Consider the following 26,979-nt stretch of genomic DNA (forward strand, 5'->3'; position numbering starts at 1 on the left):
CCTCCACTTCTAATCTTTGGCAGACAGCCTCAGTACCTGGTCGCCATCTTTGATAAGTCCCGTCCTTCTCAGCAGAATATAGAATACCAAAGTCAGCACTGCCGGTAAAACGATATGGAATACAAGTATGGATATCCATACTTCAGCTGTCGCCCCCATCGTTTCCACCGCCATGATCTGCCCAACGAATCCGCTCGTTCCCATGCCTGCACCTGCCGCATTGTTTTCCATAGGAAAAAATACTGTCATGATCGGCGCAATGATTGCACTCGACAGAACGGGAGGCAGTATGATGAAGGGGTTCAGCAGTATATTCGGAATCTGGAGCATTGAAGTTCCCACACCGATGGAAATGAGACCTGAGACTCCATTATCTTTATATCCTGTAACAGCCAGCCCGACCATATGGCAGCAGCAGCCGATCACAGCTGCTCCAGCTGCCAGACCGCTGATATCGAGCATTATGGCAAGAGCGGCACTTGATAATGGAGCTGTAAGCGCCACGCCGAATACCACTGCCACCAATATACCCATTATAAACGGTCTCTGCTCTGTGGCAAACCCTATGAATTCGCCGATTCCTATCATGAAGTCTCCGATTGCGGGTCCAACGAACCTGGCGATGAAATATCCCATGACAATTGTCAGAAACGGGGTTACTATAATGTCAATCTTTGTCCTCCCCGCATAAAGCCGGGCGATTTCTATGGCTGCGATGCTTGTAATATAACTTCCGGCCACACCGCCCATATCATACGCTGCGTAGCTTACAACCAGTGTGGAGAATATGACAAGCGGTCCTGCTTTCAGTCCATAGGCGATGGCAGCGCCGATCGCAGCACCGGTCAGAGCCATTGCCACCTCCCCAATCTCCCTGAGCCCCTCCAGATAAGGAATATATGTGCCGGCCGTGTCAATGATGAGGCCGATGATCAGCGAAGAAAACAATCCCAGGGCCATAAAAGCCATGCCATCTATGAACCATCTGCGAAGCAAGCGTCTCATGTGTACCTACCGCCCTCTCAATGCTTCCACTTTTTCAGAATCGATACCCCTGATCAATTCTGTCAGCATCTTTTTGGCATGCAGATAATCATTGTAATTGATGATGGAGTGGCTGGTGTGGATATAACGGGCACAGATGCCGACTACAGCGCTTATGACACCTTCTCCTGAAATGTGGATGCTGCCTGCATCCGTACCGCCCGGGGACTGGTAATATTGATGTTTGATATCATTCCTTTCTGCAGTTTCAAGCAGATAGTCGCGCATCGGTTTAGAGAGGATCATCGTTCTGTCCATGATCCGGATCAGCGTTCCTTCACCTATTTTACCAATGTCATCATCTTTTCCGGCCATGTCATTCGCAGGAGAGCAGTCAACAACAAACGCAACGTCGGGCTTCACCATATTCGCGCTTGCTTTCGCCCCTCTCAGGCCGACTTCCTCCTGGACATTTGCTCCTATATACAGGTCACAATCCAGCTCGGCGTCCTTAAGCGCCTCAAGTGCTTCAATCGCTATCAGGCAGCCGTAGCGGTTGTCCCATGCTTTGGCAAGCAGCTTATCAGTCCCTTCAAGCACCTGGAAATCCACGTCCGGTACAACAGAATCGCCAGGCCGTATCCCCATCGCCTCCAATTCTTCCATGGAGTCTGCACCGACATCAAGCAGCATATCCTTGATTTGTGTTTTGCCGTCTTTCTCCCCTTTCCTGAAGTGGACAGGCACACTGCCGATGACCCCCGTAATCTCCTTTTCATCTGACGTCCGGACCTTGAATTTATGGCTGAGCATGACATCAGTCGACCACCCGCCGAGCGGTGTGAATTTAATCATTCCATTTTTGGTGAGCTGGGTGACCATGAAACCGACCTCATCCATATGTGCCGCCACCATCACCTTCGGAGCATTTTCCCTGCCGGATCTCTTTACGGCGAAAATACCTCCCAATCCGTCAGTGATGATTTCATCGGCAAATTTACCGAGTTCAGACCGCATGTATGCCTGGACTTTGTCTTCAAATCCCGGAGCACCGTGAAGTTCGGTCAATGTTTTCATTCTTTTTAAAGTGTTGTCGCCAAATTTCATTGTAATTCCCCTTTAAAAATTCTATTTTTGCCACTCCCTGTGTTAAACTGACTCTGATGGGAGGATTCGTACATGCCAAAATACATTAAGATTCTAACTACGCTTTTCATCCTTACTGTACCGGTGCTCATATGGTTCAGAAAGCATCAGCCGATACATCCCCAGAAAATCATCAGACAGCTGCACATACAGTTTGAGGACATCTCATTCATCTCAATAGACTACACAACCAGCACGAGGAAGCTTCTCGGGATGAACTGTGAAGTCTATACAGGCGTGCTGCATGTCAGGAAGGATGATACTACAGAAAGGTACCAGTTCATCGCTGACGCTTTCACCGGAGAGATCATGGAGATTACTTCTTTGTAACCCCCATGATCTCTTCAAACGTTTCACGGATGCGGTCGAGACCCATGAGTACGCGCTCTCTGCTGGTAGCCACATTGAAACGGAAATGCCCGTTCTTTTTCACATCATATATTTTTCCCGGTGACACAGCAATTCCCCCGATTTCAACAAGTGCTTTGTGCACTGCATCATCATCCAATCCGGATTTTTCAAAACTGATCCAGGCAAGATATGTCGCATCCGGCTTTTTGAAAGTCAGCCATCCGGACATATGCTCCTCTATATAGTCCTCGATCACCCGGAAGTTCTCCTCCAGATGACTGTTCAGAGCATCCACCCATTCGCCGCATTCGTTATATGCGGCTTCAATTGCCGTCAGAGCAAGTGAGTTCGCAGCGCCCATACCATATTTGGATCCAATGGCCTGATTCAGCTTTTTGCGGAAAGCCGCATCTCTCGAAATAAAGTAGGAATGCGGGATACTTGCCAGGTTGAACGTTTTACCCAGACCTGTTGTCACGAGGATTCTGTCCCCTTCCTCCATCAGCTCGACCATCGACACAAATGTACCCTTGGGGCTGACGAAATCCATATGGATTTCGTCACTGATCAGGAAAACATTGTTGGACATGCATATTTCACGGATTTTACGCAGTTCATCCTCAGTCCATACTTTCCCGGTCGGATTATGCGGGTTGCAATGGATATAGACTTTTACATCATCCTTTTTGCACAATGTTTCAAAATGATCGAAGTCAAACGTATAGCCATTTTCATCCTCTATGAACGGGCAGTCCACAATTTTCCGCTCATTGCCCTCCAGTTGGCCAATGAAGGCATTGTAACTCGGTGTCGTAAGGATTACCCCATCCCCTTTTTCGGAATGCTGTCTGACGACTTCTCCGACCGTGAATAGCACGGATGGTGCATAAGAAATTTCCTCATCCCGAAGTTCGATATCAAAACGGGAATTCCACCAGTGTTTAACCGCCCCGTAAAAGCCGGGATTCTGCCATATGGTATAGCCGAAGATGCGGTTGTCTATCCTTCGTTTCATCGCATCGGCAATCGGCTCGGCAATTTCAATATCCATGTCTGCAATCCAGAAAGGTTCCAGCCCGCGTCTTCCAAACAGCGCATCCGTCCCCTCGTACTGAACGCTGTATGTACCCTCTCTTGAGATATTTTTATTAAAATTGAACTTATCCAAAAAATCTCCTCCAAACATACTGAATGCTGCATAACATTTCTCTATCATTTTATCATTCATTACTGAATAATACACGGCATTAAAAAAAGCACCTTCAGAAAGATGCCTTTATCCTGTATATTAAATTTCCTTTTGCCGAAAATTTCTCTTCATATTCCGTTCTGATGTTATCCTCCGGCTCCGCCGCATGGAGGTCCAGGATCACTTCATGGAAATCCATTCCGAACCGGTTCAGGCTGACAAGGCTGTACTCGAACAACGCGCGGTTATCAGTCTTGAAATGGAGTTCACCCCCGGGGGTCACAATCTGTCTGTACTGGTCCAGGAAGGAGCTGAAGGTCAGCCTCCGCTTCTCATGGCGTTTCTTTGGCCATGGATCAGAAAAGTTAAGGTATATACGGTCCACTTCACCTTCGCTGAAATACTCTTTGATCGCATTTGCATCCAGAAGCACAAGCCGCACATTGGCAAGCTCCAGCTTCCGCACCTTTTCGAGTACGCGGATCATCACATTCTTATCCAGCTCGATTCCTGCATAATTTATATGCGGATTACGCCTTGCAAGTTCGGTAATGAATGTCCCCATCCCTGTCCCGACTTCAATATGGAGCGGCTGCTTTGTTTCAAAGAATTCATCTATTCTTCCTGCGTATCTCGATTCAACATCAACGATATCATCATTCGACGACAGAAAATCCATCGCCCATGGTTTGTTGCGCATTCTCATCGGCTATTCCCCACCTGAAAATAATTATTCATATGATTTAAATAAAACGGTTCCTATTAATAATCCTGTTGAGGAATATGATCCAGTCGTTCATATCTTTAAAACGTTTGTGATCCTCATACCATTGGATCATCGTAATCGCCTGTACCAGGGTATACCACTTCATGCGTTTTAGCAGATCGCGGTCGAGCGGCTTTCCGTAGTCCGCGAGCCACTCTTCCCACTTCTCGCTGTCCACATAAGTATAAAGCAGCATGCCGAGGTCTATGGCAGGATCTGCAATCATTGCACCTTCCCAGTCCACCAGAAAAAGCTCATCCTGATCGGACAAGAGCCAGTTATTGTGGTTTACATCTCCATGACATACTGTGCAGAATTGTTCATCAATTTTCGGCATCTCATTTTCCAGATACTGGATGGCTGCACGGACAGTATGATGGGCATTCACTTTCGGTGACAGCGATGATTGGATCTTGTTCAGTAGCAAGTCCGGCAGCATGGGCTTCATACCCAGTTTTTTGAGCATTGTCAGAAGAGGGCTTGATGTGTGGATTTTTTTCATCAATGATGCCACTCTCTCCGAACACATCTCATCACGGTTCAGCTCCCGGCCATTTTTCCAATGTTGTGCTGTCACTACCTCACCGGTCTCTATTCTTTTCGTCCAGACCAGCTTAGGTACGATACCTTCAGCCGACAACGCCGCAAGGAAAGGGCTGGCATTACGTTTCAGGAACAGCTTCCTGCCATCCTGCTCCGCCTTGTAGGCTTCGCCGGATGCTCCACCAACGGGGTCGAGTGTCCAGCCGAGCTGATAGAAATGCTCCAAGTTCTACACCTCTTTTCATCGTCAAAGAAAAAAGCGCTAAATACTTAACGAATAAGATAGCGCCAGTTTCTGTTCGTGTTATAAATTTTATAGGGTTTCATGGTTTATTTCAAGGACTATTATCAAGTCCGGTTTTGACAACACGATGTCACGGGCCGGCAAAACCATATGCTGTAAGCCTTTGACCCTCCTGAAAATTAAAAGGGTAATATTTCAGGTTAACATTATTTAACCAGGTTTAATTTATGAATGTTTGCATCAAACACTCTCTGGATCCGTCTTGTCACCATTCCTCTCTGTCCGTTTCCGATAATCGTGTCATCCACCTTGACGACCGGTGTCACTTCCTGGGTGGTGCTCGTGATGATCACTTCCTCCGCATCCATCATTTCTTCCACACTAAAACCAGCTTCCTCGACAGGGACATCCAGCTCTCCGGCAATCCTCAGCACTTCCTGCCGTGTAATCCCGTTCAGGATGAGGTTATCTGCCGGATGTGTTTTCAATATGCCATTTCTCACGATAAAGACATTTGTCGATGAACCTTCCGTCACCACACCATCCCTGTGCATCACTGTTTCATGGGCTCCGGCTTTTACAGCCCTCTCCTTCTCCATGACATTTGCCAGCAGGTTCAGACTCTTCACATGACACTTGAGCCATCTGTAGTCTTCATTTGTGATGACGTGCACACCGTGCTCAGATTGGCTGTGCGGGCGCCTGGCCTCATTGATGTAGGCCAGTACCACCGGCTTCACATCAACGGGATAGGCATGATTCCTGTTCTGGATACCTCTTGAAACCTGGATGTACAATGCACCGTTCTCAATGGTGTTCCTTTCTTTCAATTCCGTTACGATATCGAGCAGCTCAGTGCGCTCCACACCGTCGATTTCAATTTCGGACATACTGTTCATAAGACGGTCCAGATGACCCTTGAGCGTAAAGAACTCACCGTCATAATATCTGATGACTTCATAAACCCCGTCCCCGAAATAAAATGCACGATCCTGGTACATGACCCTCAGTTCTTCATCTTCCTTGAATTCACCATTATAAAAACTAATTTTCATCCATCTCACCCTTTATACAGATTCTGTGCAGCGCCTCAAGGTATATTTCGGTGGCAAGCAGCAGTTCATCCAATTTCATACGTTCATTCTTCTGATGCATCGTATCCGCAGTATTCTTGAACATTGCGCCGAAGGCAACACCTTTCTCCAGTGTTCTGGCGTATGTCCCGCCGCCGATCGTAAACGGTTCAGAATCATCATTAACATGGCTGCGATAGGAATCAAGCAGCACTTTTACCAAAGGATCCTGCTTATCTACATAATGAGGTTCCTGATGCGTTACATCTTCGATGATGAAACCATCTGGATAGATTGTTTTTTCAAGCGCTTCAACGCCCTTTCTGAAATCCAGTCCTTCAGGATATCTGAGGTTGATTCCGAAAATCCCGCCGTCGACCTCGGTGTAATTGATCATGCCGGTATTGACCGTTGTATCCCCCAGCTCATCATGGGAGTGGGCCATGCCGAATTTCGCCCCGTCAGCATTATCCAGGATTCTTGATTCCGCAAAGTCCACAAAAGCAGTCGCATTACTGTCCAGATCAAGCCCACCCAGGAACCTGAGCAGGATGAAACCGGCATTCACACCCGCCTCCGGGGTGGAACCGTGGGCACTCTGCCCTGATATCGAAAGTTTCAGAAAGCCATTGTCTATCTCATATTCCCCATCAATATCGTCGCGCCTCAAAAAGTCTTCGAAAGACTGTATCACTTCACTCATGTTCTGAAGCACTTTAAGTTTCGCCTCCGCAGCTTCAGGCACCATGTTGTATCTTTCACCCGAGATCAGTACTTTGAGCTCTATGTTGGGTTCTTCATCATCCAGGGACGTCTGCTTCTGTATGATATTGAATGTGGTGATCCCTTTCTCACCATGGATGAGAGGGAATGCCGCATCCGGTGCAAATCCCGCACCCGGCATTTCTTCTTTTTTGAAATAGGCATCAGTGCACTGCCAGTCCGACTCTTCGTCCGTGCCGACGATCAGGCGGGTGCGACATTTGAAATCCATTCCCTCGTCGGCCAGAATCTTCATTGCATAATAGGCGGCCATCGTAGGCCCCTTGTCATCCTGCACACCCCTCGCTCTGATGATGCCATCTTCGAGAACGGGCTTGAACGGATCAGTATCCCAGCCGCTGCCCGGAGGCACAACATCGACGTGTCCGAGGATACCAAAAAGCTCATCGCCCCGCCCGAGTTCCAGATGCCCTGCCAGATCATCCACTTTCCTTACGGTCATGCCGTCACGCTCTCCAAGGGAAATCATATAATCCAGTGCCGCTTTCGGACCGTCGCCGACAGGGGCATTCCTGCCGGCTTCCCCCCGCACACTCTCAATTTCAAGCAGGCCGAATAAATCTTTGATCAGATCATCCTTATACCTGCTGACCAAACCTTTATAATCCATGATTTCTCCCCCAGTGCTTATGTAGCGTAATCTTATTTTTCAATGATATATAAAATCATGGACAAAAACAAGGAAACAGCGAAATAAATCGCTGTTTCCCCGTCTTTTACAAAAGTTATTTTTTCTTGTTCTGATCGCTGTCTTCATCTGTGACTACATGGATATTATGGTTGGGATCCTTCTCCCCCTCATCCTGTATAACTTCAGCATTACCCGGATCCTCCTTGTTGAGGCCGCCATGAGATACTGCGTCCTGAAGCTCTTCATCGGGATGGATGCCGCCTTCTGAAACCCACTCCTCATTCATCTGTTCAGTTGTCAGCTGACCTTCTGAATCCATTCTGTCCGGCTTCGTGAAGTGGCCTTCACTCTCATCCACACTGCTCGCGCCCTGGACAGCGGATATTTTACTGTTATCATTGCCCTCTTCGGCATAATCATTCGCAGCTGCCCTGGAATCCCCCTTTTCAGCATTCAGCTTTGATTTTGCCTTCTGCTGCGCTTCCTGGGCATAGGCTTTCGGATCCTGTTTGGCCTTTTCAACTTCACTTTTCGCTTTTTCCTGCACATTCTGTGCATAGCCTTTAGGGTCGTCCTTCACTTTCTCAAATTCCTGCTTTGCCTTTTCCTGGTACGGTGCAGTCTGTTCGTTGAATTTATCCTGTACATTCTGCGCGTAGCCTTTAGGATCTTCTTTCACCTTGTTATATTCATTGACTACTGCGTCCCTGTTTTCTTTCTTTGATAATTGTTTTGCTGCAACCGCAAGACCAAGCATAGCTGCAACTTTCAATAAAGTTCCTGATTTTCTGGCCATGTTCAAAACACCTCTTAATATATTATTTATACTGTGACTAATCTATGATAGATATTTACCCGTTCGATTATGCCTTAAACTTATTTTTTCAGATCATCAATCTCTTTGTCCGTAAGCCTGCGCCATTTTCCTTCCCCGAGCTTCTCATCCAATGTGAGCGCTGCAAATCCGACACGCCTGAGACCGGTCACTCTGTTGTCCAGATAGCCGAACATCCTTTTGACCTGATGGAATTTGCCCTCGGTGATCATGAGCTTCACCCGCCTGTCGGATAATTTTTCCGCCTCAGCAGGCGCAGTCGTAAAATCCTTCAGCGGAACCCCTTTCCGGAGGATCATGAGATCCCGTTCCGATACTTCCTTTTCAAGGTCTGCAATGTATGTCTTGCCAATCTTGTTTTTGGGGCTGAGCAGTTCGTGGGCAAGCTTCCCGTCATTTGTGATGAACAGAAGGCCGGTGGTATCTTTGTCCAGCCTCCCCACCGGGAACAGATCCCTCTTCTGGGGATGCTCTATGATATCCATCACCGTTGCTGTCTGCCCGGCTTCAGTAGATGAAATGACGCCGCCGGGTTTGTTGAGCATGATATAGATTCCGCGCTCCAGCATTACCGGTACACCGTCCATAAGAATCTCCTCTTCCCCGGTGACTTCGGCTTTCGCATCCTTTATTATCTGTCCGCCGACCGTCACTCCCCCCTTTTTCAGTACTGACTTCACTTCCTTGCGGCTTCCGGCTCCGGCATTGGAAAGATATTTGTCCAGTCTCATATCAAAGCACCTTCAATTTCTTTCTGATCTTGTCGGCTCTCGCCCCGAGTATTTCATCCGCCAGCCCAGACCTGAATGAAATGAGCATATAGACGAGTGCACCGGCCGGTACCGCCACTGCGAGGACAATGACTGAATTCAGCTTCTGCCCGATATCAAGATTCAATATGAAGACATAATAGATGATTTCGACAACAAGCAGCATCACCAGACTGTAGAGTCCGATTTCTGCAAGCGGCCTGAGCAAAGGTCTGAAATGGAATTTACCGTACTTCTTGATGGTGGCGAAGTTGATCAGCACTCCGATTGACAGCGCAATACCAGTTCCCATCACTGCACCGACTGTCTGAAATTGCATAATCAGCGGAATGTTGACGGCCGCTTTTATTGCCAGCATGGCCAGTACGACATAAAGGGTGAGATTCTGCCTGTCGATACCCTGCACAATGGAGCATGTGACAGAGAAGAGTGAAATGACTACGCTGACCGGTGCATAGAACAGCAGTATCTTTATCCCCATCTCATTATAGCTGTAGAATGATGTATAAAGTGGTGCCGACAGGATCATCATTCCGACTGCTGCCGGTACCGCGAAGAACAGCAGCATGAGGATCATCAGTCTGATCTGATGGTGCACATCATCCATCTTTCCTTTATGGAAGTTTTTCGTGATGAAAGGCAGAATCGTGATTGCAAATGCGGATGCAAATGCCGTCGGAATCATGACGAGTTTATGCGTAGTCAGGTTCAGCATGCCGAACCATGCATCATGATATTCTTCCGGCACACCGCCCATCGCAAGGCCGTTGTTATGCGTCAGCTGATCGATGAACATCGTAAGCGGAATGCTGATGCCCACGATGATGAACGGCACACCGTAACGGACGATTTCAGAATACATCTCCCTGTATGAAAAATCATAGTCCGTTGTATCCGCATCGACCATCTTTTGGATATGCGGCTTCCTCTTTCTCCAGAAATACCACAGTGTCGCAAGGGAGCCGATTCCCCCGATGAAGGCTGCAAAGACAGCGATTTCGTTCGCCGTCTGTACGGTTCCGTCAACCATGTAGATGACGACAAACGAACCGCCGAGCAGGAAGAGTATGCGCAGTATCTGTTCGATTACAGAAGATGCACTCGTCGGGCCGAATGACTCGAAGCCCTGGAATATACCGCGCCATGTGGCCATGAACGGCACGATGATCACAGCTATGGCCACAACACGTATGATTCCGGTAATATCTCCTGTGCTCCATCTGTGTTCGCCTCCCCCTGAAGCGACCATCTGCATCTCAGCGATGAACGGCGCTGCAAAGTAAAGGGCGATGAAAGCGATGAAACCTGAGGATATCATCACTATGAGGCTTGATCGGTACAGTTTCTGACTCGTGGCATATGCCCCGAGGGCATTGTATTTGGCCACATATTTTGAAACCGCCCCGGGCACACCAGCCGCCGCAACCGACAGCATGATGGTGTAGGGCGTGTACGCATACCCGTACAGAGCGAGGTTTTCCTCGCCGCCCATGATACTGTAGAATGGTATGAGATAGAGCATACCAAGCACTTTAGTGATTACGGTGGCAATCGTCAGCAGGAACGTGCCCCTCACTAATTTATTTGAATCAGACATTTAACATCCCTCTTACATTCAGAATAATATTCATTATAATCGAAAGCATATAAGTTTCAAACCAAAAGGAGAGCTCCCAATGTACCATACCATAGTAGTCGGCGCCGGTGTCAGCGGCCTGATGGCAGCAAACGCCGCTTCGCAGAATAATCGTAAAGTGCTGCTTATAGAGAAGAATAAAAACCCGGGGCGCAAACTGCTGATATCCGGCGGCGGAAGGTGCAATGTCACCAACAGACTTCCGTATGAGGAGATCATCAGACACATTCCCGGCAACGGCAAATTCCTATACGGACCCTTCTCCACCTTCGACAACGAAAGTATCATCAGCTTCATCGAATCAGCCGGCGTACTGCTCAAGGAGGAAGATCACGGCAGGATGTTCCCGGTATCAGACAGAGCAAAAGATGTCCTCGATGTGTTCACGGACGCCCTCCACCATAACAATGTGGAAGTACGTTTCAATACTGAAGTCCGTGAACTGCTTGCCGAAGATGGCAGGGTCTCCGGTGTCAGACTTGCTGACGGGACAGAACCTTCTGCGGAAAACGTGATCATCACAACCGGGGGCAGAAGCGTCCCCCACACCGGTTCCACCGGGGACGGCCACAGATTCGCAAGCTCCCTTGGACACACGGTCACGGAGCTTTTCCCGACCGAAGTACCGATCCTGTCCGATGAACCGTTCATAAAGAATGGCAGTTTAAAAGGGCTCAGCGTGCATGATGTTGCACTGTCAGTACTCAAAAAGAATGGAAAACCGAAGATCACCCATCGGATGGATATGATATTCACACATTTCGGAATCAGCGGTCCGGCAGCCCTCAGATGCAGCCAGTTCATCTATAAGGAACAGAAATCACAGAAGAAAAGGGAAATAGGGATGTCGATAGATTTCTATCCTGACATGACTCCCGGGGAACTGAAGGACAGGACTGCCCGGGAAATTGCCTGGAACAGAGACAAATCCCTCAAAAACATATTGAAAGGCCAGCTCCAGGAACGGCTTGTGGTGCTTATTCTCGAGAAACTGAACATTGACGGCGGCGTCAGCGGACACCATATAAGTACCCGTGACCTCGAAACGATCATCAACTTCCTCAAAAACTTCACTTTCACCGTAAACGGCACACAATCCATAGAAAAGGCCTTCGTCACAGGCGGCGGCGTCAGCCTGAAGGAGATTACACCCCGGACGATGGAAAGCCGGCTGATCGGAGGGCTCTATTTCGCGGGGGAAGTTCTCGATATCCATGGCTACACCGGAGGATACAACATTACAAGCGCCCTGGTTACCGGCTATGTCGCCGGCAACAGCGCAAACGGCCGGATAACCTAGTTATCCGGCCGTTTCTTCATGTGCGCTATAATTAATTCGCAACTATGTTTACGAGTTTGCCAGGTACCACGATGACCTTCCTGATCGTCTTGTCATGAATGACTTCCTGTACTTTGTCGGATTCGATTGCGATGCGCTCAAGATCCTCTTTCCCGGCATCAGTCGGCACATTCATCTTCTCCTTCACTTTGCCGTTGACCTGTATGACGATTTCAACTTCCGCCTCCACGACTTTGGACTCGTCGAATACCGGCCATGCTTCATACGTAATCGTTTCGGAATTACCCAGCCTGTGCCAGAGCTCCTCTGCCAGATGGGGTGTTATCGGAGAGAGCATCTTTATGAAACCTTCTATATATCCCCGGCCCAGCCTGTCCTGCCTGTAGCATTCGTTGATGAATACCATAAGCTGTGAAATTGCCGTGTTGAAACCAAGTGCCTCATAGTCGCCCGTGACCTTCCTGATCGTTTCATGGTATACCTTATCAAGTGCAGGCGTCTCCCCGTCCACGACAACCTCTCTCACGGAACCATCTTCATCGATGAGAAGGCGCCATACGCGATCCAGGAAACGGCGTGCACCGTCGAGACCGTTCTCACTCCAGGCAACAGAAGCATCAAGCGGCCCCATGAACATTTCATAGAGTCTCAGAGTATCCGCGCCATGTGAATAGACGATATCGTCCGGGTTGATGACATTCCCTTTCGATTTACTCATCTTTTCATTCCCTTCGCCGAGGATCATGCCCTGATTGTAGAGTTTCTGAAACGGCTCTTTCGTATGGACGGCACCAATATCGTAAAGCACCTTGTGCCAGAATCTTGCATAGAGGAGATGCAGCACCGCATGCTCCGCACCGCCAATGTAGAGATCCACAGGCAGCCAGTGTTCCAGCTTCTCCCTGGAAGCCAACTCCTCAGTATTATGCGGATCGATGTACCTCAGATAGTACCAGCAGCTTCCCGCCCATTGAGGCATCGTATTCGTTTCCCTCCGGCCTTTCACACCATCCTCCCGCGTCACATTGACCCACTCTTCATTGTTCGCAAGCGGTGATTCACCGGTGCCGGAAGGTTTGATATGATCCATGACAGGCAGAGTCAGCGGCAGCTCACTCTCATCCACCGTGCTCATCGTACCGTCTTCCCAGTGGATGACAGGAATCGGCTCACCCCAGTAGCGCTGGCGTGAGAAGAGCCAGTCGCGGAGCTTATAGGTCGTCTCTTTCTTGCCTAATCCTTTTTCTTCCAGCAATTTGATTGCCCTGCTGATCGCCTCATCCTTTTCCAGCCCATTGAGTACACCGGAGTTGACATGCCTGCCCTCACCCGTATACGCCTCTTTCTCGATATCCCCGCCTTCGACAACTTCCACGATTGGCAGATCGAACGTTTTGGCGAATTCATAGTCCCGCTCATCATGTGCCGGAACCGCCATTATGGCTCCGGAGCCATATGATTGGAGCACATAGTCGGCAATCCATACAGGGATATTTTCACCGGTGAACGGATTGGTTGCGTAAGCACCTGTAAAAGTGCCTGTTTTGACCTTCGCAAGATCCGTACGCTCGAGGTCGCTCTTACGGGCAGCCCGTTCCTGATAGTCCTTCACACTGTCCCTGTGCTCATCGGTCGTAATCCTGTCGATCAGTTCGTGTTCAGGCGACAGCACGACATATGTCGCACCGTACACCGTATCCGGCCGTGTTGTGAACACATTGAATGATTCATCAGACCCATCAATCTCAAACTTGATATTGGCCCCTTCGGATTTGCCAATCCAGTTGCGCTGCATATCCTTGAGTGATTCCGGCCAGTCCAGGTCCTCAAGGTCTTCGAGCAGGCGGTCGGCATATTCAGTGATCCTGAGCATCCACTGGCGCATCGGTTTTCTCACTACCGGATGACCGCCACGCTCAGACAGCCCGTCGATCACCTCTTCGTTCGCGAGCACAGTGCCAAGCGCCTCACACCAGTTGACAGGAACTTCATCAACATAGGCAAGTCCTTTGTTGTACAACTGTATGAAAATCCACTGCGTCCATTTGTAGTACTGCGGATCCGTCGTATTTATCTCTCGACCCCAATCATAGCTGAAACCGAGTTCCTTGATCTGGCGGCGGAAGTTATTGATGTTCATCTGGTTGAATTCCGTAATGTCGTTGCCTGTATCAATCGCATACTGTTCTGCAGGCAGACCGAATGCATCCCACCCCATCGGATGGAGTACATTATACCCCTGCATGCGTTTCATGCGAGAGATGATATCTGTTGCCGTATACCCTTCCGGATGGCCTACATGGAGGCCGGCGCCCGACGGGTATGGGAACATGTCCAGCGCATAGAATTTCTTTTTGCCCAGTTCATCCTCCGTCCTGAAAGTCTTTTCTGTTTCCCAATGATGCTGCCATTTTTCCTCGATTTCCTTATGGTCAAACGTCATAAAAATTCCTCCCCGTAAATAAAAAATCCCATGCCTGTATAAGGCATGGGACGATCGTATAATCTATACAACCGCGGTACCACCCGCATTCACTTTAAAGTGCAGCTTAATTTTTTATGAGATTAGGTTGACATCGGACGAGTTCACATACATCCACTGCCGGCTTCCACCATACGCGGCTCTCTTGTAATGGAATGTATACTACTACTTCCGACACTTATAAATATAGGATATATTCATAAAATTAGCAAGATATATATTTCGGGACATGAAATGATCCCGCCATGCTACCTTCTCTCCAGATCCAGCAGCGTCTCTTTCTTATCGAGCCCGCCTGTATAGCCGCCGAGTGATCCATCATGGGCAATCACCCGGTGGCAGGGCACAATGATCGAAACCGGGTTTTTCCCGTTGGCATTCGCCACCGCCCGGGAATAGTTCGGCCCGCCGCAGTCCTCAGCCAGCGTCTTGTAGCTTATTGTTTCACCATATGGAATTTCATGAAGCCGTTTCCACACTTTCTGCTGAAACGGCGTCCCTCTGCGGGAAAGGTCGAGCGGGACATCAAAGCGCTGTCTGTCACCGGCGAAATACTCCCTGAGCTCCCTGACGCACTGGTCGAGGGTTTCATTGGAGGCATATCCTGCACGGTCTTTATCCGTATAATCCACACCGACTATCGAGCCTTTTTCTTCAGCAATCTTCAAACATCCAACGGGGGTATCCATAAAACATTCATTGATCATCTAAATCAGTCCTTGTATATGATATTGAATCCCTTTTCATACCGCTTCCTCACAGCACGGAGAAACAGCATGGAAACTCCGGTTGAAACAGCGAGTACTGATAGCACGACAGCTATCAGTAAGTGGTTGAGTCCGCCGTCGCGTGCAAATAACACCGAAATCAAACCGGCAGCAATCAGCAGCACACCCATGATTATCGACAGTATGACATTGGTCGCCGTATCCAGCCTTTTGGCAGGGTTCTTCCTGCTCACCACCGGCTGCATGCTTCCGGCAAACATGCCGGCCGGGATGACAGCAAGTGACACCAGGATGATGAACAGTGAGGAATAGAGGAGCGCAGCCATACTGACAGGCAGAATCATCCAGGCGACAATGCCTGCCAGTAAATATACAGGGGGGATCGTCATTATGTTGAACAGATATTTCGCCTTCACAAGATCAGCCGCTTTCAGCGGCATTATTTTCAGAAACTCAAAATGCGCTGCGTCCCGCGCCGTATTATAGGCACCTGCAAAAAGTGATATCACTACCGTTCCGGAAACAGATACCGCGATCATCCGTGAATCATGAATATTGCCGCTTGCTTCAATGGCGGTGGCCGGATTTGTGTACAAGATGAAGATCATGATGCCCGGCAGAAGATACTGAGGCAGCAGCACCGTCCATTCCCTGAAGTCACGCAGAGTCATCCGCATATCCTTCTGCACGAGGGTCCTTACAGGCGACAAGGCATCAGATGAAGCATCCATATGACGGCGTTTCACCGACTGCTCCCCCACCCACCCGGATTTGAAGGCGTGCACCACAAACGAACGGAGCAGAAGCACAAGCACAGCAGCAAGTGCGGCTGAAACCACGGTACCTGCGAGTCCGCCGGCGGGACTGAAGTTGTAGAGGAAACCGCTGTAAAGAAATGATGCATCCGGCAGGATCCCTGAAATGTCCTGTACAGAAGAACCGCCGATAAGGAGCACACCATACACCAGCACGAATGAAATGCCGCCCAGAAACGACAGGACTTCACTGACTTTATTCGCAGGGAGCACTTTCGTCACCGCAAAAACCAGACCATAGGCAAGCGACATGGAGACGATGCTGAGAAAGAGGAAATAGGCTATATGGGTTACTGTCAAAAGCCACTGGCCTTCCCTCATTGAGAACAGCACGCCTGTAATGATGCCGAGCGCCCCCATGATAAACGCCGTATTGATCAGCCACTGCCGGATGAACTTTGCTGCAAAAAGAGCGGCCGGTGAAACCGGGAATGTCAGATAGAGCTGTATATTCCGGTCCATGAACATCTCTTTGATGATTGAATTCACCGCAAGCAATGTCAGGATCAGGACAGCCGCAAGCGACAGCAGGAGCATGAAGCCGCCAAGGCTCTCCTCCCCCGCCCCCAGTATTATTATGGAAAGCACCGACAAGGCGCTCGGCAGGATGAACAGTGCGATGACCGCAGCAAGCAGTCCGTATATAACTTTTTTGGAATCACTGAGCACTTTCATGTAGTTGATCATGGAGCGTATCTCCACTCTCAGGATGGATCTGATCATGGGTTTCAGCCTCCCTCTGTCAGTTCAAGGAAGACATCTTCCAGGCTCGCATCCGGCTTGCCCGCAACAGCCCTGAGCTCTTCAAGTGTGCCGGAATTTCTGGCAACACCTTTATAGATGATCAGTATCCTGTCCGCAATCTCTTCAGCCAGGCTGAGGGTATGGGTCGTCAAAAATACGGTATGCCCCGCTGCCGTATACTCCCGGAGATATTTTTTCAGGTTCCTGTTGCTTTTCGGGTCCAGCCCGACGGTCGGTTCATCCAGGAACACGATATCCGGATGATGCATCAGCGCCCCGATGATCACCAGTTTCTGCCTCATACCGTGGGAATAGTTTTCAACAAGTGTGTCCAGCCTGCCTTCAAGATCGAAAAGACCCAAAAAGTATTCGAGCTCCCTCTCGTATTCCCCCTGCTCCATACCATAGACGCTTGCCACGAAATTAAGGTATTCGCGTCCGGACAGCTTGCCGATGATATCCGGAGTGTCAGGTACAAAACTGATCCTGCTTTTGAGTTCTGTCTTATCCAGCCTCATCACTTCGCCCAGAATTTCAACAGAACCCCCTGTCGGTTCCAATAGCCCCATCAGCATTCTTATCGTCGTTGATTTACCGGAGCCGTTCGGGCCCAGGAAAGCGAACAGCTCCCCTTTCGGCACTTCGAAATCCAGGCTGTCAACGGCTGTAGTTGAACCGAAAATTTTTGTTAATCCTTCTGCTTTTATCATTGGCTCCGTTCCTTTCATCAAGCATGACTGTCTTACGAAAAATGTTATACCTTTTGTACACTATGCACAAGCTTTATGATACAATCCCACATAGGAAATGGTCGGTGAAATGCTATGGAAAAATTCAAATACAGTTTTGGTGATAAGAGATACCACACATGGAATTATCATCTGAAAAACAAATTCAATGAAAAAATCTTCAAAGTCGCACTCGATGCCGGTTTCGACTGCCCCAACAGGGATGGCACCGTGGCCTATGGCGGCTGCACTTTCTGTTCCGTTGCAGGAAGCGGGGACTTTGCAGGAGACAGCGTCGATCCAATCCCCGTCCAATTCGAGAAGATCAGAGCGGATATGCAGAGCAGAAAATGGAAACATGGAAAATATATTGCCTATTTCCAGTCATTCACCAATACGCATGCCCCGCTTGCAGTCCTCAAGGAAAAGTTTGAATCCGCACTTGAGATAGAGGGTGTCGTCGGACTGTCCATCGGTACGCGTCCTGACTGTCTGCCGGATGATGTTGTGGAATATTTGGCGCAACTGAACAATCGTACATACCTATGGGTGGAACTCGGCCTGCAGACCGCGCACGAGGAAACTTCCAGACTTATAAACAGGGCACATGATCTTACGTGCTATATAGAAGGTGTCAGAAAACTGAGGAAACATGATATCAATGTATGCAGTCACATCATCGACGGCCTGCCCGGTGAAGATTATGAAATGATGATGGACACATGCCGCACGGTCGCAGGCATGGATGTGCAGGGCATAAAGATTCACCTTCTCCACCTGCTGAAAGGGACACCGATGATTAAACAGTATGAAAAAGGGATGGTGTCCTTCCTTTCCCAGGAGGAATACACGGATCTCGTCGTCGACCAGCTTGAGATCCTGCCGCCGGAAATGGTCGTCCACCGCATCACAGGCGACGGCCCGATTGATCAGCTTATCGGCCCGATGTGGAGCACTGACAAATGGAGTGTGCTGAACGGTATTGATGATGCACTGAAACGAAGGGATACATGCCAGGGTGCAAAATATGAGGAGGATGCCTATGCTCGCACGCATACTGCCCTACGCTAAAGAGCTCGCACAAGAAATTATCGTGCCCGGGGATACCGTTGTCGATGCGACTTGCGGGAATGGGCATGACACCAGATTCCTTTCGGAGCTGACAGGCCCCGGCGGCCATGTGCTGAGTTTTGATATACAGCCCGGGGCAATCGAAAATGCCCGGGAGCTCTGCAGTCCCGCACGCAATATAGAATTCATCCTTGACTCCCACGCCAATGTCGACCGATACCTCGGCGGCAGACCTGTCAAGGCGGGCATGTTCAATCTCGGCTATCTTCCAAAAGGCGATAAAACCATCACTACCGAATACAAATCAACAATCCTCGCGATTGAAAAGATATTCCACGAAATGGTCCCCGGCGGCCGCATCATCATTGTCGTCTATCACGGCCATCCTGAAGGAAAACTGGAAAAAGAGGCATTGACGGCAGCCCTCGCAGAATGGCCGCAAAAAGAATCCCAGATCCTGGAATATCGCTTCATCAACCAGAAGAATTCAGCCCCTTATATACTGTGCGTAGAAAAAAACAGGAAAAAATAGGATGGATCAGAGACTTCTCTGATCCATCCTTCTATACAAACAGGCCTATTTTGAACAATTGCATATTGAGGAAAGTTTCCAGCTGGTAATACGGTGTCTCTATATCCTCCCTCTGGAATATGCTGTGTTCACCCTCATCCAGTATATGGATGGCCAGATCCCCCGAATTGATCCGTTTTACATATTTCGCCGACAGATAGGGGTCCACTATTTCATTGTTCCTACTGAGTATGGACAGCACCGGCACATCCGGGAAATCATCAAGATGTTCAGTCGTCGTCTTCATCTGGTTGATCACTGTCCGATACCAGTGGTAGCTGACTTTCCTCATGATCAGTTCGTCATTTTCATACCGTTCCAGATACTTTCCGTCTTCTGTAAAATACTTCATTTTGATGCCCGGATTGAAGCGGGTCGCATCACTCGAGGTCCTCACACTTGTCTTCAGGGTGTTCTTCCTGTTCATGAATGACTGCTTGAATGACAGGAGGGGGTTCAGCAATACGATGCCGTCGACCTGCAGGTTATTCAGCTTCACAGATTCAAGCGCAACCAGCCCCCCGAGCCCCTGTCCTATTATGAATGTGGGCAGACCGTACTCCTGGGCAGCTTTATACCACTCATCGATTCTGTCGGTATATTGCGCAAAGTCAGTGATATGCCCTTTATTGACCCGCGTCGTCTGGCCGTGACCGGGAAGATCGCCTGTAATGCAGTGGTAGCCTGAACGTCTCAGACGCGAAATCAGATCCGTATAGTATTCATGGTGCTCCATCATGTCATGGATGACGACCATGACCCCTTTCGGCTGCTGGTCAGTTTCCCATTTCCACATCGTAATGCTCCTTACATAATTTTTTTCTAACGTTATGATAGACTTATTATAACAATCTGATTAAAGAAAGGACATTGGAAATGTTGATCGATTATAAGGGAAAGACACCGAAAATACATGAAAGCGCTTTTATCGCACCGAATGCAACAGTGATCGGGGATGTGGAGATGGATGAGAATGCCTCTGTCTGGTTCGGTACCGTCCTGCGGGGGGACATCGCTCCGGTCCGCATCGGAAAAAACACCAATATCCAGGACCTCTCCATCCTGCATGAGACACCGGGAATACCTCTCACAATAGGGGATGATGTTACTGTCGGCCACAAAGTGACCCTCCACAGCTGTACGATAAGAAGCAAAGCCTTGATCGGCATGGACTCCACCATACTTGACGGTGCCGTGATTGGTGAGAATGCTTTCATAGGCGCCGGCAGCCTCGTGACACCGGGCACTGAAATCCCGCCGGGTACACTTGCCTTCGGCCGTCCAGCCAAAGTGGTCCGGGATTTGACCGATGATGATTTCAAGGAAATGGAACGCATCAAAGAAACATATGTAAACCATATTCCTCACTATAAATCTGAAAATGATTAATATTAGAAAATTTTAGTTGTTTTAAAATTATGTTTAAGAGTACAATATAATATGGTACTTAGATAAGAGGAGGGTGACTATGCCAGTATTAAGAGATCTTTTCATTGCTCTATCAGAGAATGAAGTGCTGAATGATGCAAGTAAAAAAGTAGGGCTGAAATTTGGAACCAACAAAGTTGTCGGAGGCATCACGATTGAGGAGACGATTGAAAGATTCAAAGATATCAACGGCCAGGGAATGAGTGTGACATTTGATAATTTAGGGGAATTCATAACCGAAAAATCGGATGCCATAAAGGAAAAGAACAATATACTTAACATGATCCAGGCAATTGACGATCATGGAGTTGACGCATCCGCTTCCATAAAACTCACTCAGATCGGCCTGCATATCGATTATGATTTCTGCGTTGAAAACGTAAGGGAAATACTCGACACAGCAAGGGATGTCAACATGTTTGTGAACATCGACATGGAAAATTATTCCTCACACGATACAACAGTCCAGATTGTGGATATGATGATGGAGGAGTATGATAACGTCGGCACAGTGCTGCAGTCCTACCTTTATAACTCTGCAGAAAATGTGTACAAGTACAAAGACTGCAGGACACGTCTCGTAAAGGGCGCATACAAAGAGAACCCGCGGGTGGCCCTGCAGAAAAAGGATGACATCGATGCTGCTTACGAACAGCTCATCCGTATACATCTTACAGAAGGTGACGGCTTCACTTCCATTGCCACGCATGACCATAACATCATCAACGATACGATCGACTTCATCAATGAGCATAACATCCCGAACGACAAATTCGAGTTCCAGATGCTCTATGGTTTCAGAAAGGAACTACAGACCGAACTGGCCGAACGCGGTTATAATGTGTGTGTCTATATACCATTCGGCAGCCAGTGGTATGCTTATTTCATGAGAAGGCTCGCAGAAAGGCCGCAGAATCTCAATCTGGTCCTTAAATCAATCACGAAAGATCCCGCATTCAAAACTGCAGGGATAGGTGCCGGTGTAATACTCGCTGGACTGGCTGCCTATAAATCATTCAGCCGAAAATGAATGATGCACCGGAGAAACATCGCGGTGTATCCTATGTCAGCCGGTCATAGAACTGACCGGCTAGTTTTTTTGTGTTCTGGATCAGAATCCATACGGAAGTCGACATGTAATCCGCCCCCACAGTCAGACCCCCGAGTGCAAACATGCCTTCAAGCGTGCCGATATTCGGGCTGATGACATTGCGGCTTCTGTCCACCATTATTCCACCGAATTCATTTCTTCCGATCAGCTGGTGATCATGGAGCGCACCGATCAGGCCGTTCATATCCTTCCAGATGTCCTTGACGGGCCCGGTAGCATTTATGAGGGTATCAATCCGGTAGTTTTCACCTTCATCCGTCCGGATGGAAAACCTGTCTCCGGCAGCCACATTTTCCATACCGTCCACAATGACGAGTCTGCCCTCGTCGGCCCATTCGACCAGCTTTACCGCCGCCTCCTTTGGCATTGGAGAGTGGTTTTCATCAATCAGAGGATGGTATTCTTCCATGAACTTCCTTTTGTCCGTTCTTGACAGGTATTGGAACACATCACTGAAAACCGGGTTCAATGCCATGATCAGATAATGAAGACGCCCGACAGCTTCAGGGTGTTCCATATCATATTTCAAATCCTGTATGGTGTCGCCTGTCCGTCTCGTAAGCAGGGAATGATCGACACCGTTCGCCTCCATCTCGCGCATAAACAGATGTTTCAACGATGACAGCGGAATCTCGTCATCTTTCACAAGAGAACGGAGTGTTTTCGGTGTGAAATACTGCAGCCTGATATCAGCATGTGCACCTCTTACCGATGGCATTTCCCCGCTTCTGGAAAAAATGAATACTCTCTCTTTTTTATTCTCGAGCAGAAGATAACGCGCACAATCGATTGCAGACAGACCGGAACCGATGATTCCGATCTCCCCTTCCAGGTTATCCAGTACTTCTTCCACCGGATAAGGGTCCTGTATATACCCCTCTTCTCCCTCAAGGCTGTATGGATCACTGTACCTGAGACTCCCCATGGTCAAAAAAACAAAATCATAGACTTTGTCCATGCCGTCTGCCGTCAGTTTGAACTGTCCTGTTTCTGAATCAAACCGGACATCTTCCACCATACCGGGAATGAAATGGACATTTTCATGTTCCCTCACAAGAGACTCCATCTTATCCCTCGTATACTCGCCGAACTGCTCCCGGCTGGTGTACCTGGCCGCCGGGTAATCATTTGATTCCAGCCATTGCATATAGTCGCTGCCGTCGTCTTCCAGGTACATTTCCCCGGATGGGATATTGATGAGCAGATGGCTGCTGTCCCTCTGGTATGCCGGACCTTTTCCCGCAAGAACTTCATTGTCATACATATCCAGTTGTATGTTTGGTGTGTATCTGTCATCGTTCACGATATGATTGACGGTTGATATCCCGGTTACTCCGCAGCCGATGACTGCCGCCTTTACTGATCTGACCATTTTTCAATTCTCTCCTCCGGTAGTCTGTTATGTTACCATTATATATAGGATTTTATAAATTTGCATAAATGAATCTTGAATCGGACGGAGGCGGACCATTGAAACGATATTCATACATAGCATCGGGAGCAATGATCGGTGCAGTACTCAGACTCACCATTTCCCTTGTGTCAGCATATGCCGGCCTGCCGTTCTTCACCGGCACGTTCATAGTCAATATGCTCGGTGCCTTTGCCGCCGGCTACATCATGTACAGGATCATTGAAACAGGCGACCGCGGAAAAGACTTTTTCATCACCGGTCTGCTGGGAAGCTTCACCACTTTCTCGATGCTCTCATATGAGCAGTATATGCTGCTCAGCATCGGGGATTATGTCATGTTTACAGTCTATATCGCAATCAACCTCATGAGCGGCCTCATCCTTGCCGCATTGGGCTTTCAGATTGCAGGAAGGAGGAGCTAGATGACCCTCTTTGTACTGGCTCTGGGAGCAGCGCTTGGTGCTGTGCTGCGTGCTGCCATCCTTGACCTGAAAATATTCAGACGGTTCGCCATCCCTTATGGAACCATCACGGTGAATATAGCCGGTTCGTTCCTGATGGGACTCTGTGTACCTGTTCTTCAATCATCCGGCGTGCTCTATACCGGAATAATATTCGGTTTCCTGGGCGGTTTCACGACATATTCCACATTCAGTCTGGACCAGCTTTCGCTGCTTGGAGAAAAAAGGTACAGGGAACTGCTCAGATACAGTTTCATTACAATATTTTTCAGCATGGTTGCTCTGGCGGCAGGTCTCATCACCGGAGTCTCCCTGTCATAAAAAATGCGGATTCCCGAAAAGGGAACCCGCATTTTTCCATTATATTTTCATGGAAGTGATCTTCGTCTCAAGATACGGTTCTATGCCTTCCAGGCCGCCTTCACGTCCGATGCCACTTTCTTTCAGACCGCCGAATGGAATGTGTGCAGCACTGGGCTTGCCGTTGTTCCATCCCAGAACCCCGAAATTCAATCCTTCCTGGAGCCTGATGCCGTCACGGTAGCTTTCAGTGAAGAAATACGCTGCCAGACCATATTCAGTGTCATTCGCCTTTTCAATCGCCTCATCAAGATTGCTGAAGGTCTGTATGGGAGCGACCGGACCGAACGTCTCTTCATTCATGATGATCATCTCATCTGTTGCGTCCGTGATTACAGTCGGTTCGATGAAATAACCTTCAGAATTGTTCCCGTTACCGCCGGCAGTGATGGTACCGCCTTTTTGCCTCGCATCATTGATATGTTCCATCACTTTATCATAACCGTCTTTGTTGATCATCGGCCCGACCTGGACACCCTCATCCATACCGTTGCCCATTTTGAGTTTTTTTACCTTCTCACTGAATTTTTCACTGAATGCGTCAGCGATGTCCTCATGCACATAAAATCTGTTGGCACACACGCATGTCTGCCCGGAATTCCTGAATTTCGTCGCAATGGCATGATCCACAGCGGTTTCAAGGTCCGCATCCTTATGCACCACAAGAGGTGCGTGTCCTCCGAGTTCCATCGTGATGTTCTTGACGGTTGAAGCGGCGCCTTCCATCAGCTTCTTCCCCACTGCAGTAGAGCCTGTAAATGTCAGTTTCATCACTTTATCGGACTGTGAAAATACTTCCCCCGCATCTTTGCCAGAAGCATTCACATACTGGATGACGCCCGCCTCAAATCCTGCGTCCTTGGCAAGATCGAGGAATCTCATCGCAGACAGCGGAGTTTCCCGTGCCGGTTTCACCAGAAATGTGCATCCCGCTGCAACAGCAGGTGCCGCTTTTCTGGCCATCATGGCGACAGGGAAATTCCAGGGCGTGATTGCAGCCACGACACCGATCGGCTGTTTGGTCACAACCAGCCTCACGTCGTCTTCATGCGGCGGAATCGTACGCCCGTACACACGCTTGCCTTCTTCTGCATAATAGTCGATGTAGCTGCACGCATACTCCACTTCTCCAAGCGACTCGGCCAGCGGTTTGCCGTTCTCTTTTGTGATGAGTTGCGCAATTTCATCTTTATTTTCACGGATCAGTTTGGCCCATTCACTCAGGAGGGCGCTTCTGTCATGTGCATTTTTCTTTTTATACTTTTTAAAAGCCTGATGTGCCGTTTCAATTTTCGCTTCAATATCTTCTCTCGAATCTTTTTTAATGCTTCTGATTTCTTCCCCGGTTGCAGGGTTCATAACTGCTATCTCTTCAGACATCCCTGTTCCTCCTTAGAAATATATGATTTTGCAATAAAAAAAGTCCTATCTAGAGTATAGGACTTTTAAAGCATTAAAACAAAATATACGATTAAGGGTTCAGGCTGAATATTTCTTCAGCAATCTCATCCAGTTCTTTGACAGTATACTGGAACCTGCCGTGGAATACATATTTCAGGAAGAAGTTCTCGAGCTCTTCTTCGCCTACGAGGACCTTGGTTGAAGGGTCCGCCGAATAGTTCGTGATGGAATAATTGCCATTGTCAATCGGGTTGAAGTAGATCATCGGCACGACATCGTATTGAAGCTTCAAAATATTTTTAAGTTTCTCGGCAGAAAGCCTGGTTTCCTCTATAGTATGATTGTAATGGTTCACGGAAACATTACGGTCATCCGCTTTTTCGAATATCAGTGTCTGTTCTTTTGCCTTATCGAGATCCAGCAGATCAAAGAAAGATTCGACGTAAGGAAGACTGTTGAAGTTTTCCTCATTCACACCATGCAGGATGTGCCCACCCCAGTATTTTGAATCGATCATATAGATGCCCGTCCGTGTCAGGACAAGATGGTCGATCTTGCGTGTGTTCGTATAGTTCCTGGAAGGAAGATATACGTTTGAGAGGATATACATATCCGATTCCCTGATCTTTTCATCCCGTACAAGACGCTCCTTGAGCTGGATGAGGGAGAGGTCTGTGAGATACTCTCCCTTATCCACTGTAAACTGGCGCAGGCTCGAGAGTTTATTGTTCAGTAAAGTTGTATCATTATGATATTTTTCATTTAAAGTGGAAACCTCTTTTTTATGACTGAGGCGTTCCTCTTCCTGATCGGATTCATATTTCTCTATCAATCCCTGCTTCTCCTTGCTATACTCTTCAGTAAGTGCATTGACTTTGTTCCTGTTCTTGAAGAAATAAACAAGGAATGCCACTGCAACAATCAGTAGAACTGCAGCAACCGCGATAAATATCGGATTAGTGAAAATTTCAGTATTCATAGTCGAGTTTTCAATTCCTTCCAAATAATGATTTCATGCCCTCTTCAGGGCTTTGTCCATTATAACAAAATTATTAATATATAAGTGAGGTAAACATGCGATTTTTTATAAATTATAAGTATTTCCCGCCGATGATCAATGATGTGTTCGTCAATTTCGATCCAGTATCAATCATAGTCGCAGAAAACTACCAGAATGACGAGTATATATTCGAAGCACTCTCCCTGTATGATGAGTTCCCGTTCATAAACAGCAGGTCCCAGATGGAAACACATGTGAAGACCATCATGCTGGAGAGTTTCAGTGTCTTTCCGAACAAACCCAGCTATGAAGGTGAGCAGTATCCCATCGATGATGAAATGATCGGACAGCTCTGGAATATCAAACAGAAATGGATGAGGATGCAGCCTTAAATATGTCTTTTATGTAAAGATT

At 48.2% G+C, this 26,979-nt stretch carries 27 protein-coding genes; 9 read left to right on the forward strand and 18 right to left on the reverse strand.

What is annotated here, in order from left to right:
• Nucleotides 1-9: 9 nt before the first annotated feature.
• Together C792_RS0109120 and C792_RS0109125 are read right to left on the reverse strand one after the other, a co-directional pair.
• Nucleotides 10-1,005 carry a PTS sugar transporter subunit IIC gene (locus tag C792_RS0109120; protein WP_026090307.1) on the reverse strand — a complete coding sequence of 332 codons (996 nt, stop codon included), beginning with the start codon at nucleotides 1,003-1,005 and terminating at the stop codon, nucleotides 10-12.
• 6 nt (nucleotides 1,006-1,011) lie between these two features.
• Nucleotides 1,012-2,091 carry a M42 family metallopeptidase gene (locus C792_RS0109125; RefSeq protein WP_017549169.1) on the reverse strand — a complete coding sequence of 360 codons (1,080 nt, stop codon included), beginning with the start codon at nucleotides 2,089-2,091 and terminating at the stop codon, nucleotides 1,012-1,014.
• Nucleotides 2,092-2,163: 72 nt separating this feature from the next.
• Here C792_RS0109125 and C792_RS0109130 point away from each other — a divergent pair, with 72 nt between their 5' ends.
• Nucleotides 2,164-2,460 carry a hypothetical protein gene (locus C792_RS0109130; protein WP_017549170.1) on the forward strand — a complete coding sequence of 99 codons (297 nt, stop codon included), beginning with the start codon at nucleotides 2,164-2,166 and terminating at the stop codon, nucleotides 2,458-2,460.
• On the opposite strand, the gene C792_RS0109135 is transcribed toward C792_RS0109130, so the two are convergent.
• The 8 genes from C792_RS0109135 to C792_RS0109170 all read right to left on the reverse strand — a co-directional run bounded on the left by C792_RS0109135 (nucleotide 2,447) and on the right by C792_RS0109170 (nucleotide 10,912).
• Nucleotides 2,447-3,649, reverse strand: coding sequence for a MalY/PatB family protein (locus C792_RS0109135; protein WP_017549171.1), 1,203 nt, complete (start codon nucleotides 3,647-3,649; stop codon nucleotides 2,447-2,449). The genes C792_RS0109130 and C792_RS0109135 overlap by 14 nt on opposite strands.
• 94 nt (nucleotides 3,650-3,743) lie before the next feature.
• Entirely contained in the window at nucleotides 3,744-4,376 is a 633-nt protein-coding gene (gene trmB, locus C792_RS0109140; RefSeq protein ID WP_017549172.1) for a tRNA (guanosine(46)-N7)-methyltransferase TrmB, read from the reverse strand.
• Nucleotides 4,377-4,413: 37 nt separating this feature from the next.
• A complete protein-coding gene (locus C792_RS0109145; RefSeq protein WP_017549173.1) occupies nucleotides 4,414-5,205 on the reverse strand; it encodes a phosphotransferase family protein in 792 nt (263 codons plus the stop codon).
• Nucleotides 5,206-5,429: 224 nt separating this feature from the next.
• Nucleotides 5,430-6,278, reverse strand: a complete 849-nt coding sequence (dat, locus tag C792_RS0109150; protein ID WP_017549174.1) for a D-amino-acid transaminase — start codon at nucleotides 6,276-6,278, stop codon at nucleotides 5,430-5,432.
• Nucleotides 6,268-7,689: a dipeptidase PepV gene (gene pepV, locus C792_RS0109155; protein ID WP_017549175.1), complete on the reverse strand. Its 1,422-nt coding sequence runs from the start codon at nucleotides 7,687-7,689 to the stop codon at nucleotides 6,268-6,270. The genes dat and pepV overlap by 11 nt, the downstream gene beginning before the upstream one ends.
• A 115-nt stretch (nucleotides 7,690-7,804) precedes the next feature.
• The gene (locus C792_RS14670) at nucleotides 7,805-8,506 is read right to left on the reverse strand and encodes a hypothetical protein (RefSeq protein WP_017549176.1); all 702 of its coding nucleotides are present in this window, start codon (nucleotides 8,504-8,506) and stop codon (nucleotides 7,805-7,807) included.
• Nucleotides 8,507-8,586: 80 nt separating this feature from the next.
• Nucleotides 8,587-9,276 carry a pseudouridine synthase gene (locus C792_RS0109165; RefSeq protein WP_017549177.1) on the reverse strand — a complete coding sequence of 230 codons (690 nt, stop codon included), beginning with the start codon at nucleotides 9,274-9,276 and terminating at the stop codon, nucleotides 8,587-8,589.
• A 1-nt stretch (nucleotide 9,277) separates the two neighbouring features.
• The gene (locus C792_RS0109170; RefSeq protein ID WP_017549178.1) at nucleotides 9,278-10,912 is read right to left on the reverse strand and encodes a putative polysaccharide biosynthesis protein; all 1,635 of its coding nucleotides are present in this window, start codon (nucleotides 10,910-10,912) and stop codon (nucleotides 9,278-9,280) included.
• 79 nt (nucleotides 10,913-10,991) lie between these two features.
• On the opposite strand from C792_RS0109170, the gene C792_RS0109175 reads away from it, so the two are divergent.
• Nucleotides 10,992-12,251, forward strand: coding sequence for a BaiN/RdsA family NAD(P)/FAD-dependent oxidoreductase (locus C792_RS0109175; protein ID WP_017549179.1), 1,260 nt, complete (start codon nucleotides 10,992-10,994; stop codon nucleotides 12,249-12,251).
• 31 nt (nucleotides 12,252-12,282) lie between these two features.
• Here C792_RS0109175 and leuS read toward each other — a convergent pair whose 3' ends face one another.
• From leuS to C792_RS0109195, 4 genes are all read right to left on the reverse strand, one after another.
• On the reverse strand, nucleotides 12,283-14,694 hold the full coding sequence (gene leuS / locus C792_RS0109180) for a leucine--tRNA ligase (RefSeq protein WP_017549180.1): 2,412 nt from the start codon (nucleotides 14,692-14,694) through the stop codon (nucleotides 12,283-12,285).
• Between the two features lie 287 nt (nucleotides 14,695-14,981).
• Complete coding sequence (locus tag C792_RS0109185) at nucleotides 14,982-15,440, reverse strand: methylated-DNA--[protein]-cysteine S-methyltransferase (RefSeq protein WP_017549181.1); 459 nt, start codon at nucleotides 15,438-15,440, stop codon at nucleotides 14,982-14,984.
• 5 nt (nucleotides 15,441-15,445) lie between these two features.
• On the reverse strand, nucleotides 15,446-16,999 hold the full coding sequence (locus C792_RS0109190) for a hypothetical protein (protein WP_017549182.1): 1,554 nt from the start codon (nucleotides 16,997-16,999) through the stop codon (nucleotides 15,446-15,448).
• Between the two features lie 5 nt (nucleotides 17,000-17,004).
• Nucleotides 17,005-17,730 (reverse strand): ABC transporter ATP-binding protein, encoded by a 726-nt coding sequence (locus C792_RS0109195; RefSeq protein WP_017549183.1) that lies wholly within the window; start codon nucleotides 17,728-17,730, stop codon nucleotides 17,005-17,007.
• 114 nt (nucleotides 17,731-17,844) lie between these two features.
• Here C792_RS0109195 and mnmL point away from each other — a divergent pair, with 114 nt between their 5' ends.
• Nucleotides 17,845-18,819 (forward strand): tRNA modification radical SAM protein MnmL/YtqA, encoded by a 975-nt coding sequence (mnmL, locus tag C792_RS0109200; protein ID WP_017549184.1) that lies wholly within the window; start codon nucleotides 17,845-17,847, stop codon nucleotides 18,817-18,819.
• A complete protein-coding gene (gene mnmM / locus C792_RS0109205) occupies nucleotides 18,791-19,351 on the forward strand; it encodes a tRNA 5-(aminomethyl)-2-thiouridylate-methyltransferase MnmM (protein ID WP_017549185.1) in 561 nt (186 codons plus the stop codon). The genes mnmL and mnmM overlap by 29 nt, the downstream gene beginning before the upstream one ends.
• 31 nt (nucleotides 19,352-19,382) lie before the next feature.
• On the opposite strand, the gene C792_RS0109210 is transcribed toward mnmM, so the two are convergent.
• The gene (locus tag C792_RS0109210) at nucleotides 19,383-20,186 is read right to left on the reverse strand and encodes an alpha/beta hydrolase (RefSeq protein WP_017549186.1); all 804 of its coding nucleotides are present in this window, start codon (nucleotides 20,184-20,186) and stop codon (nucleotides 19,383-19,385) included.
• A gap of 80 nt (nucleotides 20,187-20,266) precedes the next feature.
• Between C792_RS0109210 and C792_RS0109215 the strand changes: the two genes are divergently transcribed.
• Together C792_RS0109215 and C792_RS0109220 are read left to right on the forward strand one after the other, a co-directional pair.
• Nucleotides 20,267-20,779 (forward strand): gamma carbonic anhydrase, encoded by a 513-nt coding sequence (locus C792_RS0109215; protein WP_017549187.1) that lies wholly within the window; start codon nucleotides 20,267-20,269, stop codon nucleotides 20,777-20,779.
• 79 nt (nucleotides 20,780-20,858) lie between these two features.
• A complete protein-coding gene (locus C792_RS0109220; protein WP_017549188.1) occupies nucleotides 20,859-21,848 on the forward strand; it encodes a proline dehydrogenase family protein in 990 nt (329 codons plus the stop codon).
• A 31-nt stretch (nucleotides 21,849-21,879) separates the two neighbouring features.
• Here C792_RS0109220 and C792_RS0109225 read toward each other — a convergent pair whose 3' ends face one another.
• Nucleotides 21,880-23,301, reverse strand: coding sequence for an FAD/NAD(P)-binding protein (locus tag C792_RS0109225; protein WP_017549189.1), 1,422 nt, complete (start codon nucleotides 23,299-23,301; stop codon nucleotides 21,880-21,882).
• Nucleotides 23,302-23,399: 98 nt separating this feature from the next.
• Here C792_RS0109225 and C792_RS0109230 point away from each other — a divergent pair, with 98 nt between their 5' ends.
• Together C792_RS0109230 and C792_RS0109235 are read left to right on the forward strand one after the other, a co-directional pair.
• Nucleotides 23,400-23,765 carry a fluoride efflux transporter FluC gene (locus C792_RS0109230; protein ID WP_017549190.1) on the forward strand — a complete coding sequence of 122 codons (366 nt, stop codon included), beginning with the start codon at nucleotides 23,400-23,402 and terminating at the stop codon, nucleotides 23,763-23,765.
• Entirely contained in the window at nucleotides 23,766-24,125 is a 360-nt protein-coding gene (locus C792_RS0109235; RefSeq protein WP_017549191.1) for a fluoride efflux transporter FluC, read from the forward strand. It begins immediately after the preceding gene.
• A gap of 39 nt (nucleotides 24,126-24,164) precedes the next feature.
• Here C792_RS0109235 and C792_RS0109240 read toward each other — a convergent pair whose 3' ends face one another.
• On the reverse strand, nucleotides 24,165-25,544 hold the full coding sequence (locus C792_RS0109240; protein ID WP_017549192.1) for an NAD-dependent succinate-semialdehyde dehydrogenase: 1,380 nt from the start codon (nucleotides 25,542-25,544) through the stop codon (nucleotides 24,165-24,167).
• Nucleotides 25,545-25,635: 91 nt separating this feature from the next.
• Complete coding sequence (locus C792_RS0109245; protein WP_017549193.1) at nucleotides 25,636-26,544, reverse strand: nuclease-related domain-containing protein; 909 nt, start codon at nucleotides 26,542-26,544, stop codon at nucleotides 25,636-25,638.
• 95 nt (nucleotides 26,545-26,639) lie between these two features.
• Here C792_RS0109245 and C792_RS0109250 point away from each other — a divergent pair, with 95 nt between their 5' ends.
• Nucleotides 26,640-26,957 carry a hypothetical protein gene (locus tag C792_RS0109250; RefSeq protein WP_017549194.1) on the forward strand — a complete coding sequence of 106 codons (318 nt, stop codon included), beginning with the start codon at nucleotides 26,640-26,642 and terminating at the stop codon, nucleotides 26,955-26,957.
• Nucleotides 26,958-26,979: the final 22 nt, after the last annotated feature.

The organism is Salinicoccus carnicancri Crm, assembly GCF_000330705.1.
Lineage (GTDB): Bacteria > Bacillota > Bacilli > Staphylococcales > Salinicoccaceae > Salinicoccus > Salinicoccus carnicancri.

Bases quoted from the DNA above. Each gene is read 5' to 3' on its own strand.
- C792_RS0109120 (WP_026090307.1), bottom strand. From the start codon at position 1,005: ATGAGACGCTTGCTTCGCAGATGGTTCATAGATGGCATGGCTTTTATG.
- C792_RS0109125 (WP_017549169.1), bottom strand. From the start codon at position 2,091: ATGAAATTTGGCGACAACACTTTAAAAAGAATGAAAACATTGACCGAA.
- C792_RS0109130 (WP_017549170.1), top strand. From the start codon at position 2,164: ATGCCAAAATACATTAAGATTCTAACTACGCTTTTCATCCTTACTGTA.
- trmB (WP_017549172.1), bottom strand. From the start codon at position 4,376: ATGAGAATGCGCAACAAACCATGGGCGATGGATTTTCTGTCGTCGAAT.
- dat (WP_017549174.1), bottom strand. From the start codon at position 6,278: ATGAAAATTAGTTTTTATAATGGTGAATTCAAGGAAGATGAAGAACTG.
- pepV (WP_017549175.1), bottom strand. From the start codon at position 7,689: ATGGATTATAAAGGTTTGGTCAGCAGGTATAAGGATGATCTGATCAAA.
- C792_RS14670 (WP_017549176.1), bottom strand. From the start codon at position 8,506: ATGGCCAGAAAATCAGGAACTTTATTGAAAGTTGCAGCTATGCTTGGT.
- C792_RS0109165 (WP_017549177.1), bottom strand. From the start codon at position 9,276: ATGAGACTGGACAAATATCTTTCCAATGCCGGAGCCGGAAGCCGCAAG.
- C792_RS0109170 (WP_017549178.1), bottom strand. From the start codon at position 10,912: ATGTCTGATTCAAATAAATTAGTGAGGGGCACGTTCCTGCTGACGATT.
- C792_RS0109175 (WP_017549179.1), top strand. From the start codon at position 10,992: ATGTACCATACCATAGTAGTCGGCGCCGGTGTCAGCGGCCTGATGGCA.
- leuS (WP_017549180.1), bottom strand. From the start codon at position 14,694: ATGACGTTTGACCATAAGGAAATCGAGGAAAAATGGCAGCATCATTGG.
- C792_RS0109185 (WP_017549181.1), bottom strand. From the start codon at position 15,440: ATGATCAATGAATGTTTTATGGATACCCCCGTTGGATGTTTGAAGATT.
- C792_RS0109190 (WP_017549182.1), bottom strand. From the start codon at position 16,999: ATGATCAGATCCATCCTGAGAGTGGAGATACGCTCCATGATCAACTAC.
- C792_RS0109195 (WP_017549183.1), bottom strand. From the start codon at position 17,730: ATGATAAAAGCAGAAGGATTAACAAAAATTTTCGGTTCAACTACAGCC.
- mnmL (WP_017549184.1), top strand. From the start codon at position 17,845: ATGGAAAAATTCAAATACAGTTTTGGTGATAAGAGATACCACACATGG.
- mnmM (WP_017549185.1), top strand. From the start codon at position 18,791: ATGCTCGCACGCATACTGCCCTACGCTAAAGAGCTCGCACAAGAAATT.
- C792_RS0109210 (WP_017549186.1), bottom strand. From the start codon at position 20,186: ATGTGGAAATGGGAAACTGACCAGCAGCCGAAAGGGGTCATGGTCGTC.
- C792_RS0109215 (WP_017549187.1), top strand. From the start codon at position 20,267: ATGTTGATCGATTATAAGGGAAAGACACCGAAAATACATGAAAGCGCT.
- C792_RS0109220 (WP_017549188.1), top strand. From the start codon at position 20,859: ATGCCAGTATTAAGAGATCTTTTCATTGCTCTATCAGAGAATGAAGTG.
- C792_RS0109225 (WP_017549189.1), bottom strand. From the start codon at position 23,301: ATGGTCAGATCAGTAAAGGCGGCAGTCATCGGCTGCGGAGTAACCGGG.
- C792_RS0109235 (WP_017549191.1), top strand. From the start codon at position 23,766: ATGACCCTCTTTGTACTGGCTCTGGGAGCAGCGCTTGGTGCTGTGCTG.
- C792_RS0109240 (WP_017549192.1), bottom strand. From the start codon at position 25,544: ATGTCTGAAGAGATAGCAGTTATGAACCCTGCAACCGGGGAAGAAATC.
- C792_RS0109245 (WP_017549193.1), bottom strand. From the start codon at position 26,544: ATGAATACTGAAATTTTCACTAATCCGATATTTATCGCGGTTGCTGCA.
- C792_RS0109250 (WP_017549194.1), top strand. From the start codon at position 26,640: ATGCGATTTTTTATAAATTATAAGTATTTCCCGCCGATGATCAATGAT.